General features: G+C 44.3%; 18 protein-coding genes, 1 other RNA gene and 1 pseudogene. All 20 read left to right on the top strand.

Annotated features, from left to right (window positions below; all coding sequences use genetic code 11):
- Positions 1-33: 33 nt before the first annotated feature.
- On the top strand, positions 34-477 hold the full coding sequence (fabZ, locus tag AOQ32_RS04585) for a 3-hydroxyacyl-ACP dehydratase FabZ (protein WP_047974602.1): 444 nt from the start codon (positions 34-36) through the stop codon (positions 475-477).
- Positions 464-934, top strand: a complete 471-nt coding sequence (locus tag AOQ32_RS04580) for a MarR family winged helix-turn-helix transcriptional regulator (RefSeq protein ID WP_059393802.1) — start codon at positions 464-466, stop codon at positions 932-934. Before fabZ (AOQ32_RS04585) ends, AOQ32_RS04580 begins: the two co-directional genes overlap by 14 nt.
- A 22-nt stretch (positions 935-956) precedes the next feature.
- On the top strand, positions 957-1,931 hold the full coding sequence (locus AOQ32_RS04575; RefSeq protein ID WP_059393801.1) for a beta-ketoacyl-ACP synthase III: 975 nt from the start codon (positions 957-959) through the stop codon (positions 1,929-1,931).
- Between the two features lie 94 nt (positions 1,932-2,025).
- Positions 2,026-2,268: an acyl carrier protein gene (locus AOQ32_RS04570; protein ID WP_059393800.1), complete on the top strand. Its 243-nt coding sequence runs from the start codon at positions 2,026-2,028 to the stop codon at positions 2,266-2,268.
- Positions 2,269-2,326: 58 nt separating this feature from the next.
- Positions 2,327-3,292 (top strand): DUF561 domain-containing protein, encoded by a 966-nt coding sequence (locus AOQ32_RS04565; protein ID WP_059393799.1) that lies wholly within the window; start codon positions 2,327-2,329, stop codon positions 3,290-3,292.
- A gap of 12 nt (positions 3,293-3,304) precedes the next feature.
- Positions 3,305-4,246, top strand: coding sequence for an ACP S-malonyltransferase (locus AOQ32_RS04560; protein WP_059393798.1), 942 nt, complete (start codon positions 3,305-3,307; stop codon positions 4,244-4,246).
- A 6-nt stretch (positions 4,247-4,252) separates the two neighbouring features.
- Positions 4,253-4,981 carry a beta-ketoacyl-ACP reductase gene (locus tag AOQ32_RS04555; RefSeq protein WP_059393797.1) on the top strand — a complete coding sequence of 243 codons (729 nt, stop codon included), beginning with the start codon at positions 4,253-4,255 and terminating at the stop codon, positions 4,979-4,981.
- Positions 4,982-5,027: 46 nt separating this feature from the next.
- Positions 5,028-6,278, top strand: a complete 1,251-nt coding sequence (gene fabF / locus AOQ32_RS04550; RefSeq protein ID WP_047974609.1) for a beta-ketoacyl-ACP synthase II — start codon at positions 5,028-5,030, stop codon at positions 6,276-6,278.
- 15 nt (positions 6,279-6,293) lie between these two features.
- Positions 6,294-6,770, top strand: a complete 477-nt coding sequence (gene accB / locus AOQ32_RS04545; protein WP_059393796.1) for an acetyl-CoA carboxylase biotin carboxyl carrier protein — start codon at positions 6,294-6,296, stop codon at positions 6,768-6,770.
- A gap of 80 nt (positions 6,771-6,850) precedes the next feature.
- Positions 6,851-7,282, top strand: a complete 432-nt coding sequence (gene fabZ, locus AOQ32_RS04540) for a 3-hydroxyacyl-ACP dehydratase FabZ (RefSeq protein ID WP_047974611.1) — start codon at positions 6,851-6,853, stop codon at positions 7,280-7,282.
- A gap of 1 nt (position 7,283) precedes the next feature.
- Positions 7,284-8,666, top strand: coding sequence for an acetyl-CoA carboxylase biotin carboxylase subunit (locus AOQ32_RS04535; protein ID WP_059393795.1), 1,383 nt, complete (start codon positions 7,284-7,286; stop codon positions 8,664-8,666).
- Between the two features lie 97 nt (positions 8,667-8,763).
- Positions 8,764-9,606 carry an acetyl-CoA carboxylase, carboxyltransferase subunit beta gene (gene accD / locus AOQ32_RS04530; RefSeq protein ID WP_059393794.1) on the top strand — a complete coding sequence of 281 codons (843 nt, stop codon included), beginning with the start codon at positions 8,764-8,766 and terminating at the stop codon, positions 9,604-9,606.
- Positions 9,606-10,403, top strand: a complete 798-nt coding sequence (gene accA / locus AOQ32_RS04525) for a carboxyltransferase subunit alpha (RefSeq protein WP_059393793.1) — start codon at positions 9,606-9,608, stop codon at positions 10,401-10,403. The genes accD and accA overlap by 1 nt, the downstream gene beginning before the upstream one ends.
- A 322-nt stretch (positions 10,404-10,725) precedes the next feature.
- Complete coding sequence (locus tag AOQ32_RS04520; protein ID WP_059393792.1) at positions 10,726-11,190, top strand: KxYKxGKxW signal peptide domain-containing protein; 465 nt, start codon at positions 10,726-10,728, stop codon at positions 11,188-11,190.
- A 180-nt stretch (positions 11,191-11,370) separates the two neighbouring features.
- A complete protein-coding gene (locus AOQ32_RS04515; protein ID WP_059393791.1) occupies positions 11,371-12,678 on the top strand; it encodes a lectin-like domain-containing protein in 1,308 nt (435 codons plus the stop codon).
- A 6-nt stretch (positions 12,679-12,684) separates the two neighbouring features.
- On the top strand, positions 12,685-13,344 hold the full coding sequence (locus AOQ32_RS04510) for a bacterial Ig-like domain-containing protein (RefSeq protein ID WP_059393790.1): 660 nt from the start codon (positions 12,685-12,687) through the stop codon (positions 13,342-13,344).
- Positions 13,345-13,494: 150 nt separating this feature from the next.
- The gene (locus tag AOQ32_RS04505) at positions 13,495-14,202 is read left to right on the top strand and encodes an immunoglobulin-like domain-containing protein (RefSeq protein ID WP_059393789.1); all 708 of its coding nucleotides are present in this window, start codon (positions 13,495-13,497) and stop codon (positions 14,200-14,202) included.
- Positions 14,203-14,261: 59 nt separating this feature from the next.
- Positions 14,262-14,618: a transfer-messenger RNA gene (gene ssrA, locus AOQ32_RS04500) on the top strand.
- 1,015 nt (positions 14,619-15,633) lie between these two features.
- Complete coding sequence (locus tag AOQ32_RS04490; RefSeq protein ID WP_059393787.1) at positions 15,634-16,254, top strand: restriction endonuclease subunit S; 621 nt, start codon at positions 15,634-15,636, stop codon at positions 16,252-16,254.
- A 416-nt stretch (positions 16,255-16,670) separates the two neighbouring features.
- A pseudogene (locus AOQ32_RS08915) lies at positions 16,671-16,917 on the top strand (hypothetical protein); the annotation flags it as partial.

Genomic DNA, 16,917 nt, shown 5'->3' with positions numbered 1-16,917 from the left:
GGCCATTCTCGGCCATTAAGAAAGGAAACCCTAATGCCAGTACTGACTACGACTGAAATTATGGACCTCATTCCAAACCGTTACCCAATCATCTATATGGACTACGTTGAAGAAATGGTTCCTGATGAATCAATTGTTGCTGTTAAAAACGTGACGATTAACGAACAATTCTTCCAAGGACATTTTCCTGGTAACCCAGTGATGCCCGGTGTCTTGATTATTGAGTCATTGGCGCAAGCAGCGTCAATCTTGATTTTGTCATCACCACAATTTAAGGGCAAGACAGCCTACATGACAGGTATCAATGATGCCAAGTTCAAGAAGATGGTTGTTCCTGGTGATGTTTTGAAGTTACATGTTACATTTGGCAAAGTTCGAGAGAACATGGGGACCGTTATGGTCACGGCTAAGGTCAATGATAAGGTCGCAACCAGCGCGGAACTAATGTTCGTGGTGGCACCTGATGAGCAAAACTGAGCTGGCTAACCAGCAGGTCAACGTCAAGCAAATCAATCATGATTTGATGGAGATGCTTGCCAATGTTGTTTGGGTGGAAGAATACGAACTCAAACAGAGCCCTTTTTCGGCTTTGACGGTCAAAGAAGTGCATACGATTTATGCGATTTCCATGTACGAGGAAAAAACAGCCTCGCAGGTGGCAAAGGCTGTTCACCTGAGCCCAAGTGCGATGACTACGGCCATCGACCGCTTAGTTGATAAGGGGTATGTCGAACGCCGTCGTTCAAAGGAAGATAAGCGGGTGGTGAAATTAGGTTTAACCCATCAGGGGCGAATCTTATACCGGGCGCACCAAGCGCTTCATTTTAAGGTGACCAAAGCTTTGTTGGAAGACATGTCCAATGAAGAGGCGCTAGCGATGGAACGTGCGGTACATAACTTACAAGCTTATTTGAAGGCCTTAATTGATAGTTAGTCGAACGGGATTGTGAAAAATTATGGAAAACATTAAGATTGTTACTACGGCCATGCAAGTGCCAGAACGAGTGGTAACAAATGATGACTTGACGAAATTGATGGATACCAGTGATGAGTGGATTTATCCACGAACTGGTATTCACCAACGCCACGTTGTGACAACTGAGAATACATCAGATTTGGCAACAAGTGTTGCCAAAAAGTTATTAGAACAATCGGGTTGGGATCCCGCTGATTTGGACTTTATTATTGTGGGGACGATGTCACCCGATGCCCTTTCACCTCATACAGCTGCGATTGTGCAGGGAAATATCGAAGCACCGAACGCTTTTGCCTTTGATTTGAATGCGGCTTGTTCCGGCTTTGTTTACGGCATGTCGGTTGCCTCTTCTTTCCTTTCCTCTGGTCGTTATCAGAAGGGGATGTTTATTGGAGCGGAAGTGCTGTCAAAGCTGGTTGACTGGAAAGACCGGACGGTTTCTGTCTTGTTCGGCGATGGTGCTGGTGGCGTTTTGCTGGAGAAGACGGCCGACCCCGTTGGCTTGATTGCAGAAGAATTGCAGTCATTCGGTGACCGTGGTCAAGCAATCTTGACTGGCCGCTTTGCCAATAAGAATGTCTTTGCTGGTGAAATTTCACCACTTGATCCATACTTCCACCAGGACGGCCGAAGCGTTTATAGCTTTGCCACGCGTGAAGTGCCCAAGGTGATGCAGAAGGCGTTGGAAAAGGCTGGACTTGAGGCCGACGACGTCGACTTTTACCTGGCTCACCAGGCAAACAAGCGTATTGTGGAATCCATGGCAAAGAACTTTGGCCAACCAATGGACAAGTTCCCAACGAACATGGAAGAATATGGCAACACATCTGCCGGTTCAACGGCCATCTTGCTCGACGAATTGCGTCGCAGTGGTCAAATTAAGCCCGGCATGAAGATTGCCTTTGTCGGCTTTGGTGGCGGTCTTGCGATTGGCGTCCAAATTTGGCAACTTTAATTAAAAAATAAAAAATCAGAATTGCGGTGTAGTAGACTGCACCGTAAAAATCCAACGTATTGCAATACGAACATCTATATAGGAGAGCATGCTCATGACTAACGAAGAAATTTTTGACAAGGTTAAGGAAATTTTGATCGACCAATTCGATTTGGAAGATTCAGAAGTTTCATTGACTACTAACATGACTGATGATATCGATGCTGATTCATTGGACTTGTTCGAAGTTTTGAACCGTGTCGAAGACGACTTCGACATCAAGTTGGAAGAAACTGAAGAAGTTAAGACTGTTCAAGACTTGGTTAACAAGATCAAGGACCAACTTGACCAGAAGTAAGCATCAAGCGGTTTTTAACCGCATACATACAGGTAGATAAAATAAAGAGGCAGAGATTATGACATTTAAAATTGACAACCCCATTTTTGATAAATTAGGGATGAAGTACCCAATCGTTGAAGGTGGGATGACTTGGGCCGGTACAGGTGCCTTAGCTGCCGCTGTATCTGAAGCTGGTGGACTTGGTTTTATTGGAACTGGTTACTGGCACGGTGACGAAGTTCGTCGTGAAGTTCGTCGTGCCAAGGAATTAACGGATAAGCCTTTTGGTGTGAACGTGATGCTGATGTCTCGTCACATTCGCGAAGTCTTCGATGTCATTTTGGAAGAAGGCGTGAAGGTTGTTGCTACCGGTGCCGGTGATCCATCACCATTCTTGGAAGAATTGCATGCCGCAGGCGTAACGGTTATCCCTGTTGTGCCATCCGTTTCAATGGCGAAGATGATGCAACGTAAGGGTGTTGACGCCGTGGTTGCTGAAGGAATGGAATCAGGTGGCCACATCGGTCAAATGACAACGATGGCTTTGGTGCCACAAGTTGTTGATGCCGTTGATATTCCAGTTATTGCCGCTGGTGGAATCGGTGATGGCCGCGGTGTTGCCGCTGCCTTTGCCTTGGGTGCCTCAGGGGTCCAAATGGGAACTCGTTTCTTGACGGCTACCGAATCTGAAGTTCACCCAAACTACAAGGCCAAGGTCTTGAAGGCCCGTGATATTGATACGATTATCACTGGTAACATTGTTGGTTCACGTGTCCGTGTCTTGAAGAACAAGATGGCCAAGGAATACGTGAAGCGCGAAGTAGAAGAAATCGGTAAGCCAGAACCTGATTACGAAACAGTTGAAAAGCTTGAATCAGGAACTTTGCGTGCCGCCGTTGTCGATGGTGACAAGAACGGTGGCGCCTTCATGGCTGGTCAAATTTCAGGAATGGTCAATGATGAAAAGCCTGTTGCTGAAATCTTGGCCGGAATTTGGGCACAAGCAACGGACATTATGGGCATTGAAAACAAGGCAAAATAAGCGAGGTTTCTAATGAAAATAGGACTGCTATTCAACGGTCAGGGATCACAGCAAGCGGGCATGGGGACTGACCTCTATGAAAACTTGCCAGGCTACAAGGCTTATATCGACAAGGCTTCTGCCATCTTGGGTTACGATTTAAACGAGTTAGACCAAGACGAAGAAAAAATTCGGCAAACACAGTACGCACAACCAGCCATCGTGGCGATGGATGCGGCATTAGCTGCTTCATTAAAGGATGCTGGCTTAACGGATGTGGTTGCTGGTTTGGGTCTTTCCTTGGGTGAATATCCAGCCTTGGTGGCCAATGGCATTTTGACCTTTGAGCAGGCAATCGCCTTGGTTAAAGATCGTGGTCAATACATGCAAGAGGTTGGCGACAAGAACCCCGGCAAGATGGTTGCGGTTTTGGATGATAACCAAGATATGATTGTTGAGGTTGTTGAAGGTTTGCAAAAGCAGGGCCTACAAGTTTACCCAGCTAATTTTAATACCTTTTCACAACTGGTTATCGGCGGTGTCAAAGCCGATGTTGACCAGACTGTTGAGACATTAACGGAAGCCGGCGTGAAAAAGCAGGTCGAGTTGCCAGTTGTTGGTGCCTTCCACACGCCATTGCTAAATGAAGCCTCTGAAAAGATGGCCACGCGCTTGGCAGAAGAAGAGTTTGGTGTAGGGGCTTACCCTGTTTATTCCAACACGACGAAGCAAGCCTTTACAGCTGAAACAGTCAAGGATACCTTGACGAAGCAGATTGTTTCACCAACCTACTTTGCACAATGCTTGCAGGAGATGGTGGATGCCGGAGTTGATACTTTGGTTGAAATTGGACCTGCCGCTACCCTCGTCAAATTTGCGAAGAAAATTGCGCCAAAGGATGTTACCAAGTACACGGTGACGGACTTTGTTTCCTATCAAAAAGTCGTTGATGCGATCAACGCAGAGAAAGGATAAGAATCCATGGACTTTACTAATCAAACCGTTTTGGTAACTGGGTCATCACGAGGAATCGGCCTAGCCGTTGCTCACGCTTTTGATAATGCGGGCGCCCGTGTTATCTTGCATGGTCGTTCTGCTATTAAAGAAGAAGTCATCAACTCCTTCAAGCAAAAGCCAATGACGTTGCAGTTTGACGTTGCTGATGCCGAAACAGTTGAAGCAACTTTCAAAGACTTGTACAAGCAAGAAGGCTTTGAAGGCATTGATATCTTGGTGAACAACGCCGGGATTACCAAGGACCAGTTAGTGATGGGGATGAGCCCAGCTGATTTTGCCCAGGTTGTGAACACAAACTTGAATGGAACGTTCAACGTGACACAACCCGTCTTCAAGAAGATGATTCGACAAAAGCATGGTGTGATTTTGAACATGGCTTCTGTTGTTGGTCAAATGGGCAATGTTGGTCAAGCCAATTATGCCGCCTCAAAGGCTGGTATCATCGGTTTGACAAAGTCTTTGGCTAAGGAAGGGGCGAAGCGCAATATCCGCGTAAACGCCATCGCCCCTGGGATGATCGTTTCAGATATGACGGATGCCTTGTCAGACAAGGCGCGTGAAGCCATCTTGAATGAGATTCCTTTGTCACGGTTTGGTTCAATCGATGATGTGGCCGATGTTGCGCTATTCTTAGCCGGCAACGACTACATGACTGGACAAACGATTACCGTTGACGGTGGCCTTTATATTTAATAAGCATCGTTCATTTTAAGTTACTTAGATTAGAAAGGAAGCGGCAATGACACGAGTCGTAATTACTGGGATGGGGGCTGTTACCCCATTAGGAAACGATACAAAGACCTTCTTGGATGGCCTTTTTGATGAAAAATTAGGAATTAAGCCAATCACGAAGTTTGATGCAACTGAAACTGGTATTTCAGTTGCCGGACAAGTTGACGGTTTTGATCCAGCTTTGCGCGTTGGAAAGCGTGATGCACGTAAGTTGGACTTGTTCTCACAGTATGCTATCGATGCTTCTTACCAAGCCTTGGACCAAGCAGGTTTGTTGCCTGATGAAGGTTCAGAAGCAAAGTCAAAGGTTGCTAATTCAGAACGTTTTGGTGTTATCTTGGGAAATGGAATTGGTGGTTTGACAACTATCCAAGAACAAGTGATTAAGATGCACGAAAAGGGACCACAACGCGTTTCACCATTGTTCGTCCCTGAATCAATTCCGAACATGGTTTCAGGAAACGTTTCATTGCGCTTTGGTGCTCGTGGCGTGAACTTCACAGTCGTAACGGCTTGTGCCTCAGCTACGAACGCCATTGGTGAAGCCTTCTGGCGTATCCAATCGGGTCGTGAAGACGTGATGTTGACTGGTGGTTCAGAAGCGACTGTCAACGAAATTGGAATTGCTGGTTTCGCCGCTTTGACTGCTTTGTCAAAGGAAGAAGACCCTGCACAAGCTTCAAAGCCATTTGACAAGAACCGTCACGGTTTTGTCTTGGGTGAAGGTTCAGGAATCCTTGTATTGGAGTCCTTGGAACATGCTGAAGCTCGTGGTGCCAACATCTTGGCCGAAGTGGTTGGTTATGGTGCATCATCAGATGCTTACCACATGACTTCTCCTGCCCCTGACGGTGAAGGAGCTGCTCGGGCAATGAAGGCAGCCTTGAAGGATGCTGATATCAAGCCAGAAGACGTTACTTATTTGAACGCCCACGGTACTGCTACCGGTGCAAACGATTCAGGTGAAGCCGAAGCTGTTGCTTCTGTCTTTGGTCCGAACTCTGTATTGGTTTCATCAACGAAGGGAATGACTGGTCACCTTTTGGGTGCCGCTGGTGCCATCGAAGCCGTTGCTTCTGTTGGTGCTATCGACCGTGGTCAATTGCCAGTTAACGTTGGCTTTGATGAACCTGATGAGCACACAAAGTTGGTGAACTTGGTTAACGAAACGAACAAGAATACGGCTCCTGAATATGTTTTGTCTGCTAACTATGGTTTTGGTGGTCATAACGCAGCTGTTGTCTTCAAGAAGTGGTAAGAGGGAAGTTCAATAATGAATTTAAATGTCAAAGAAATTCGTGAATTGATGGCAGACTTGGAAAAGTCTACCCTGCGGGATGTTTACATCCAAGATGGTCAATTTTCATTGCACTTGTCTAAGAACGAACAGGTTCAAGGCAGTAACACACCAGCGCCAGTAGCGCCAAGTGCACCCGCAGCACAACCTGTTGTGAACCAAGCGCCAGCAGCTCAGGCCGCTGCACCTGAAGTAGCTGCACCAGCAGCCGCTGGAAAAGAAATCAAGGCACCAATGGTCGGAACGGTTTATCTCCAACCAAAGCCAGGTGAACCAAACTTTAAGAATGTTGGCGACCACGTCGAAAAGGGCGAAACGGTTGCTATCATTGAAGCCATGAAGTTGATGACTGAAATCAAGTCAGACGTTTCTGGTACCATTGCTGAAGTTTTGGTTGATAACGAAGAAGTGATTGATTTTGATATGCCACTTTACCGTGTCACAACTGATTAATAGATTAGACGGCTATTTCAGCCGATCGTCTTATCCAAGCATTGCTTGGATGTACATAGACAGCTAAAAGGAGAAGAGCTATGACCCAATTGAACACAAAGGAAATTCAAGAAATTCTTCCACATCGTTACCCAATGTTGATGTTGGACACGGTTGAGGAATTAGTACCTGGTGAGCGCTGTGTGGCCATCAAGAACATTTCCATTAACGAAGAAATCTTCCAAGGACACTTCCCTGGTAACCCAACTTTCCCAGGTGCTTTGACCGTTGAAGCATTGGCCCAAGCTGGTGCTGTTGCTTTGCTTTCAATGCCCGAGTTCAAGGGTAAGACAGCTTACTTTGGCGGCATTAAGAAGGCTCGCTACCGTCAAATGGTTCGTCCTGGTGACCAATTGCGCTTAGAAGTCGTTTTGGATCGCTTGCGTGGCCCTGTTGGTTCAGGAAAAGGAATTGCCTGGGTGAATGGTAAGAAGGCTACAACCGCTGAATTGACATTTATTGTTGGAGATTAAGATGTTTAAAAAAGTATTGGTAGCCAATCGTGGCGAAATCGCCGTGCGGATTATCCGGACGTTGAAGGAAATGGGCATCCAAACGGTTGCGATTTATTCAACGGCTGACAAGGATTCTTTGCACGTTCAAGTAGCAGACGAGGCCATCTGTGTTGGTGGGCCAAAGCCTGCTGATTCTTACCTAAACATGAAAAATGTTGTGACAGCAGCCCTATTAACGGGTGCTGAAGCAATTCACCCAGGCTATGGGTTCTTATCAGAAAACGCTCTATTTGCCGAAATGGTCGGGGATGTCAACATTAAGTGGATTGGCCCTCGTCCTGAAACAATCGATTTGATGGGAAACAAGGAACATGCTCGAGCAGAAATGACGAAGGCAGGCGTTCCGGTAATCCCTGGTTCTGATGGCTATATTCATAACGTTGACGAAGCCATTGAGGTTTCAAAAAAGACGGGATTCCCATTGTTGCTGAAGGCAGCTGCCGGTGGTGGTGGTAAGGGAATGCGCTTTGTTTACTCAGAAGGTGAACTAGCAGAAAACTTTATCAACGCCCAAAGCGAAGCTCAGTTGTCATATGGTGATGACCATATGTACATCGAAAAAGTCATGACGAATGTCCGCCATATCGAAATGCAAGTGATTCGCGACCAATTTGGTAATGTGATTTGCTTGCCAGAACGAAACTGTTCTTTGCAGCGCCGGAACCAAAAGGTGATGGAAGAATCACCAGCCGCTTCCGTGACACCAACAATGCGTGAAGAGCTGATGGACATTGTCACGAAGGCTGTGAACGCGATTGATTATGAAAATACTGGAACGATTGAATTCCTTCAAGACCAAGAAGGTAAGTTCTACTTCATGGAAATGAACACTCGAATTCAGGTTGAGCACCCAGTCACTGAAATGGTGACCGGCTTGGATTTGGTGCGCTTGCAGGTCGAAGTGGCTGCCGGTGAAGAACTGAAGTTAAAGCAAGCTGATGTTCAAATCAGTGGTCACGCCGTTGAAATGCGGTTGACGGCTGAAAAGCCAGAAGCTAATTTTGCCCCTAGTGCTGGAAAAGTTGACTTTGTCTTCTTACCAACTGGTGGACCAGGGGTTCGAATCGATTCAGCCCTTTACAATGGCGACACCATCCAGCCGTTCTATGATTCGATGATCGCGAAGCTGATTGCCCATGATGAAACGCGCGGGGAAGCCTTAGCGAAGTTGGAACGAATGGTGGATGAAACTTCCTTAGTGGGTGTTTCCACATCACAGACTTTCCAAAAGGCCTTGTTGCTGGATGAAAATGTCTTGACAGATAACTTTGGAACGAAGTATCTTGAAGATACATTTATGCCAAAGTGGGAAGAAAAACTGGCTGAACAGGCTGGTGAATAAATTTCTTGACGAAAGCCGCCTTTGAGCGGCTTTCACTTGCTTAAGAAACTTTAGACCCAAACAGTGATGAGGGGGAGAGGGCAGAGCCCAAAATAATATGGATTTATTTAATTCAAAAAAACCTGAACAAAATAAGATTAAGGTGACCGATGCCATTAAGGATAGGATTCCTGACGGCCTCTTTCTGGCTTGCCCATATTGTGGCGAACAAATTTATAACAAGGAGCTGGGGCCATACCGCGTATGTCCAAAGTGTAATTACGGTTTCCGTTTGCAGGCACACGAACGGGTGGCCTTGTTGACTGAAGACTTCGTCGAGATGAACGCTGACTTGACGATTGATCATTCTGATTTTCCTGGTTATGAGGAAAAATTAGCCCGGGCTAAGAAGCAAACTGAGATGAACGAGTCCGTTTTGACTGGAACGGCTACGATTGAAGGCGAAAAGGTTGCCTTGGGCATCATGGACGCTTACTTTATGATGGCCTCGTTGGGCTCAATGACCGGCGAAAAGATTACCCGTCTCTTCGAGTATGCCACAGAAAACCGCTTGCCAGTCGTGATGTTTACGGCTTCTGGTGGGGCGCGAATGCAAGAAGGAATCAATTCCTTGATGCAGATGGCTAAGGTATCAGCTGCTGTTGCCGCCCATCAGGAAGCAGGTCTGTTGTACTTAGTTGTGCTGACCGACCCAACGACCGGTGGTGTGACTGCTTCCTTTGCGATGCAGGGTGATGTCACGTTAGCCGAACCACACGCTTTGGTTGGTTTTGCCGGTGCTCGTGTGATTGAATCAACGATTCATGAAAAGTTACCAAAGGACTTCCAACGAGTGGAAACGCTCTTGGAAAACGGCTTTGTTGACAAGATTGTTCCTCGCCAAGACATGGCTGACATGATTGCCAATATTGTGTCATTACACCAACAGGAGGCTGAATAATGTTCGAATTTATCAAAACATTGTTTAAAAAAGAAATTGATCCAGCTGAAGTGGTGAAGAAATCCCGCGAAGACCGCTTTATGGCGCGCGAATTAGTCAATGGCATCTTTGATGATTTCATTGAATTACATGGCGACCGCCTTTATGGTGATGATAAATCAGTTATCGGTGGTTTGGCACGATTAAACGGCCAGCCTGTTACTGTTATCGCCATTGATAAGGGAACGGACATCAACGATAAGTTGTCCAAGCGAAATGGTTCGCCACAGCCTTGGGGCTACCGGAAGGCGCAACGGTTGATGGAACAAGCAGCAAAGTTCCACCGTCCAATCGTGACCTTCGTCAACACACCGGGTGCCTTTCCTGGCAAGGACGCTGAAGCCTTGGGTCAAGGGGAAGCAATTGCTCAGTCAATTCTGAAGTCAATGAAGTTGCCGGTCCCAATCATCTCTATTATCTATGGTGAAGGTGGTTCCGGTGGTGCCTTGGCTTTGGCCACAGCTGACCAAGTGTGGATGTTTGAAAACGCCACATACTCAATTTTGTCACCCGAAGGCTTTGCTTCGATTTTGTGGAAAGATGCCAAGCGAGCAAATGAAGCTGCTGGCATTATGGGCTTGACGGCTGCTGATTTGATGAAGGAAAATGTGATTGACCAGGTGATTCCAGAAGGTCATAATCATGGCAAGATTTTTAATGGCATGAAGGAAAAGTTATCAGATGAAATCCGGGAATTGCAGACATTGTCTGACGACGAGTTGATTCAACAACGACATAAGCGTTTTCGGGCTTTCTAAATAAAAAATAAAACGCCTGTAATGGGAAATTTGTCGCGAGAAAGAGAAGCGATGTTTAATTTCTGGTTACGGCGTTTTTTTATGTAAACTAACCAGCCTGGTACTATCAGTAATGGGCTTTTTTACTGGGATGGTTCTGATTTGAATCAATATTAGCTTAACCGATTACAACATTAGTTAATGAAAGTATAAATAATTATAAGGACAATTTTTGTCCTAAATCGCAAATTAGAATACATCTTTATTAAAAGTAATCAAAAAGAAATGTAATTGAAATAGAGAAATAAAAATGTTAGTATTTTCCCGAAAGGGAGAATGAGCTATGAACAAAAAGCAAACATACAAATTATATAAGGCTAAGAAATTATGGGTAACAGCTTTAGCGGGTGTTAGTATGGTGGCTGTAGAAGGTGCTCACCAGCAGGCTCAAGCCGATGATGTTTCTAGTTCTCAAACAACAGAAAAAACAACAAATACAAATGAGTCAGCAAGTCAACAAAGTCAGACTGCCAGTTCACAGATAACAAATAATCAGAGTACAGGTAGCCAAAGCTTGGTAGCGCAGGGACTAAATCCTCAGAGTACTGCTGCTCAAGGATTAAATCCGGCAAGCACGACTAGTCAAAGTGCGGCGTCACAAAGTACGGGTACGCAACAAAGTTCAACCAGTGCTGGAGAACAAGGTGCACAGCAAACGGCAACGTTACAGGGGACAACTACTGCTCAAAATCAGAGCCAAGCTGCAAGTAATACAAGTAGTTCGACAGCCAATAATAATCAGTCATAAAGCACCAGTACTGGAAGTGGCACGCAATCGCAAAGCACTAGCACTAGTAGCGCTACTCAGTCACAAAGCCAGAAAACTGGAAGCGCTACTGATTCAAGTACTGCTGGTTCCAGCACTACCGATGCAACTAGTGGCAGCAATCAAGGTAGCCAGAGTCAAGCTACAGAACAAACACTGGATTTGCGCGAAGCAACGGATTCTGCAACGAGTAATGCTGCCTTATTGGGTGCTAATTTAACCCAAGGCACAACTCAACCAGTAACAAATGATAATCTTTCAGTGACAGTTACCAAGGATAATTTTTTGCAGTGGTTTAAATTAGGCGGCGATACAACTTATGATGCCAGCAGAAATACTGCTACTTTAACACCAGATATAGGTGGTGTTGAAGGAAACATCACGCTGAAAACTAAGATTAATGCCAATGACGCTTTCGTGTTGCACGGAACAATTAACCTTGGAAGCAAATTACAGGATGCTCAAGGTGCCGATGGCATTGGAATTGCCTTCCATCATGGAACTGTTGGGGAAATCGGTTCATTAGGTGGTGGTATTAGCGTATTGGGCCTACCAACCTCATCCGGTTATGTTTTTGATACCTGGCCGATTGATGGTGGTGATCACCACGATAGTAACGTAGATTCTTATGTTTCTGGTTTTCATAGCGATGTGGATCAAAAGGGGCAAGATAGTAATATTCGTTACGATGGCGGTTTTTTGGACTTGGATCCTACTAAATATCCAGTAGCTGGTAAAGCAATGCCATTTACAGTGACCTATGATGGGAATGGACACATGAGACTGGATTACCTGGGCCATACATTTTCCATTCCAGTTACTGATTTCCAGGATCCATTAGCCTTATCGATTGGGGCATCGACCGGATTAGATAGCAACTTGCAAACTGTTTCGGTTGATTCATTTACTTTTGACCCAGCACAGAATAATACCGTTTCTCGTACCATTAACTACGTGGATAAGAGTGGCAATAAGATTGCCTCATCAACCGTTCAGTCGGCCATTTATCGCCGTCAAGGAACATTGGTCAATGGCCAACCTACTTGTACGGATTGGCAGCTGGCCAGTGGAGCTAATAGTAATAACTTTGCTGCAGTAACGGCACCAACCATTGCTGGCTATAGCATTGAAGGCATTCAACCAACTTATTTTGACTCAACGACGGTTAATAATGATTCTGGTCAACTTTCCTACAACGTTGTTTATGATAAAGTTCTTGGTCAAGCAACGTTGAACGTCCAAGACAGCACGATTGTTGCTGGTCCTACGGCGCAATGGTCCGCTAGCCAAAACTTTTTGAGTGCCGTGGATCAAAATGGATCAGCTGTTGATTTGAGTAAAGTTCAGGTTAGTGGTTCGGTGAAGACTACAGACCCAGGAACCTATCCAATTACTTATACTTATATTTATACTGATACGAGTGGCAAAGCTGTTACAAAGACGGCCAATGTGACCGTGGTGCCAAGTTAGAGTAGTTTGAAGGCCAAGGACAGTACGATTTTAGTCAACTCGAAGTGGAATACGAGTGACAATGTTGTCAGTGCTACTGATGAAAACGGCAACGTACTTGATTTGAGTAAGGTTCAAGTTTCGGGCAGCGTCAATCCGCAAAAAGCTGGTACTTACCAAGTCACATATAGCTATACTGATCAGCAAGAGCACTATCATAGTACTCCTGCCACGATCACTGTGTTGGCTAGCCAAGGTAGTATCAATGCCGCTGATAGTACGATTGTTGCCGGCCCAAACACGAAGTGGACACCAGCAGACAACTTCTCTGGTGCTACTGATGCAAACGGTCAACTAATTGATTTGTCAAAGATCACCGTGACGGGTCATGTGGACACGACGAAGCCTGGTACTTATCCTGTTACTTATTCTTACACGGATGAAACTGGTAACCACTATTCAAAGACTGTGACAGTCACAGTTAATTCAAGTAAGGGCAGTTTAACTGCTAAAGATAGTACCTTGATTGCTGGTCCTGATACAAAGTGGACACCAGCGGATAATTTCTCGGGTGCAACGGATGAAAATGGCCAACCAGTGGATTTGAGTAAGGTAACGGTTGATGGCACAGTTGATACAACTAAGCCAGGTTCATACCCGATTACTTACATTTATACTGATGGCTAAGGAAATACTCATTCTCAGAAGGTAACAGTAACGGTCAATCCAAGCAAGGGTAGTTTAACGGCTAAAGATAGTACCTTGATTGCTGGTCCTGATACAAAGTGGACACCAGCAGACAACTTCTCGGGTGCAACGGATGAAAATGGCTAGCCGGTGGATTTGAGCAAGGTAACGGTCGATGGTAAAGTTGACCCAACTACGCCAGGCACTTACCCTGTCACTTATTCCTACACCGATGCCCAAGGTAATAAACGGTCTCAAACAGCGACAATTACTGTTGTAGCAAGTAAGGATAGTATCACTATTAAGGGTGGTGATTTGATTGCTGGACCAAGTACAAAATGGACCCCAGCAGATAGTTTCTCTGGTGCTACTGATGCAAACGGTCAACCAATTGATTTGACAAAGATTACCGTGACAGGTCATGTAGATACAACGAAGCCAGGCACCTATCCTGTAACTTATTCTTATACGGATGGTAGCGGTAATATTTACACTCAGACCGTGACAGTAACTGTGACAAGTGGTAATGACACGACATCAAATACAAATCAGGGTCCGAAAACGACGCCAAGTAGTAGTGGTCAGTCAACGACTCAGGATTCAGGAACGACGCCAAGCAACAGTGGTCAGTCAACGACTCAGAAATCAGAAACAAGTTCGACGATTGACTCACCTAGTCAGGTCAACACATCTGACAGTTTGGTAAACGCAACAACAAAAGCAACTAGTGTATTACCACAAACTGGTAATCATCAAGAAAAGTCGACGGGTCAAAAAGCGCTTGAAATTGGATTAATTTCGGCTACCTTTGGACTGATTTTATTGAAGAAGCGTAATAAGAAAAACGGAATTGACTGATACTCGATAAAGTTTTTGCTATAATGGAAGCTGAGGAATTTTCCTCGGCTTTTTGTTTTGGGCTCGTCTTGGAATTCGACAGGCTGTTACGAGCATTAGCTGCATTCCGCCATCCGGGCGTAAAGCGGGCAGACATTTAACTGCAAAAAACAATAACTCTTACGCTGTCGCTGCCTAAAAACCAGTGATTCGTAGCCAAGATTGTTAGGCTGACATGGTGGTCTTGGTTTAATAAATGGTCAGATCGGCTTAATGGTGATGCCTGCACGGTTAAGTTTAAATCAATTAGGTTCCCAGTCAGAGTCAAGTTCTGGACAATGACTGCTTTGGCTGTGGTATTAATCATTGCCCTATGAATGTAGAAGCTAGTGTGGCGGGCGGTTTGGACAGGGGTTCGACTCCCCTCGAGTCCATTGATAACATCAGGAGACGTTAAGAGGCGTCAAAAATCCCAGTCTTAAGCTATTTTTATTTTTTGAACGTCACTGACAATCAACAAAAGTAGCGGAAAAAGTAGCGGATAAATTAGAGGATAAAAAACACTTGCACCCTAGCAATGTGACGGCTTTTATAGCCGTTTTTATTTTGGCCAAAATATGTCAGAATACGCAAAAAGTAGCGGATAAAATCGGATAAACGGACAGAAAACGCCAGAAGCACCGAAACAGTACCGCAGGTAATGAACAACAACACGGATTAAAACTGTAGCGGAAAAGTAGCGGATATTTTTGTATTGTCCAGTAGTGGACAACTAACAACCGTGTTTGCAGGCACGCTTGAAAGTACGCTGGGGCACTGATTTAGTGCGTCAGGTCTTCCTGTATAATTGTCTTAAAAACATTTGTGGGGGATGACATGAAAAGGTGGGAAGTTTTAAGAGAATATTTTAAATATAATAGCGGCTGGACATTAGAGAAGATTGAACAAAGAAAGCGGGCAGGGTTTACATCGAAACTTGAAAAGGAAATGTGCTTATACTTTGAAGACGTACATAGGACGCTTGATCCGTTCATTGCCACGCTTCCGCCTGACTTTGTACAAATGCATTATGAACACTATAAACAAGGCAAGCAGTTCAGCGAGTACAAGAATATCGTAGGCACAGCGTCCAAGATAGAAAGAACGAACGCCAAAATTAACAGGTTAGTAAGGTCAGTTAAGCAGTCCGAACTGATAGAACAGTATTAGAATCAGACCACTTATAACACATTAAATAAATACGCCATATAAAGCCCGTGGAGGTTTTTTTGTTTGTTCTAGTATGAGATTAGACATTAAGAGTTAGAAAGTCTGTATTAGGGGCAAAATATAGCCCGTGTGAAGTGGTCTAATGAGTAGGTGTTTTATTTGTTAAGATTAGTAAAATGCTATTGCTTTGATATTTTGAAAACTATACGATTTAACTAGTTAATAACAATGAGGAGCGCACTCATGGTCGATAGAGTACCAGATATAAGATTTAAAGGATTTACTGATGCTTGGGAAGAGCGTAAGTTAGGAGATGTTGGGGATACTTTTACTGGCTTAACTGGAAAAACCAAAGAAAATTTTGGTCATGGATCAGCAAAGTTTGTAACCTATGTGAATGTTTTTCAAAATCCTATAGCAACCCTAGATCAGCTTGATGCAATTGAAATCGATGAGAAACAGAACCAAGTTCAAAAGGGCGATGTATTTTTTACAACTTCTTCAGAAACACCCGAAGAAGTTGGTATGTCATCTGTTTGGACACACGATACTAAAAATGTATATTTAAATAGCTTTACATTTGGATATCGTCCTCGAGTATCTTTTGATTTAAATTATATGGCATCCATGCTAAGATCACCTTCAATTCGAAAGAAAATAACCTTCCTAGCACAAAGGATATCACGATATAACATATCGAAAACAAAGATGTTCGAAATAGAGATACCTACGCCAAATCTTTCAGAACAACAAAAAATCGGCTCATTCTTCCAACAATTAGACAACACTATCACTCTTTATCAGCGTAAGCTAGATTTACTTAAGGAACAGAAAAAAGGCTTCTTGCAAAAAATGTTTGTATAATAGCCACTAAAGTCCGAAAGGGCTTTTTTATTTGATTATATAAATAAGCTATATAAGATGATTTAAGCGTTTTTATTTTGTAATGGTGTATTTTGTAGGAATGAAGATATAAAAGGTTGGATACCCCCGCCCCCGTCTGTTTGACGAAGAGAGCGCTCACATATCGTCATCTTGTGTGAAAGTTCAATTTTTGAAATTTTTAGGTAGGGGGGGGGACATCCCCTAAAAGCCTAGTAAACAGGCATTTGATAAAAATATTTAGCTGTTTTTGTCGGGTTTTTAGGGTGGATTTATGGGGTACTTTTTAAAAATACAAATGGCTACACAGCAACGCTTGGCGGTTCATAACCACCCCAGAAAAAACTTTTGAAAATTGGCGTATGATCCAAGGAAACGATATGTGTGTGCTCTCTTAAATGATCAAGATGGGGGGGGCAGTGATATGCCGAGAATGTGCGGGGTTGTATTATGCTGGTCAAGATAACAAGGCCAGACGTAACATGTTCGATAAAATCATGGCGTTACATGATAAACAGTTAAATCTTATTAATAAATTAGACCCCGTTCTATATAACAGTTACATGGGATTAGGCCATTTATTAGCCTGTGACCTAGCCTATAGAATGTATATAACACCAAAACGAACAAAGGGGATGCACTGGG

The organism is Fructobacillus tropaeoli (genome assembly GCF_001047135.2).
Lineage (GTDB): Bacteria > Bacillota > Bacilli > Lactobacillales > Lactobacillaceae > Fructobacillus > Fructobacillus tropaeoli.
Note: the sequence above shows the minus strand (reverse complement) of the source record. Positions and strands in the feature narration are given on the sequence as shown.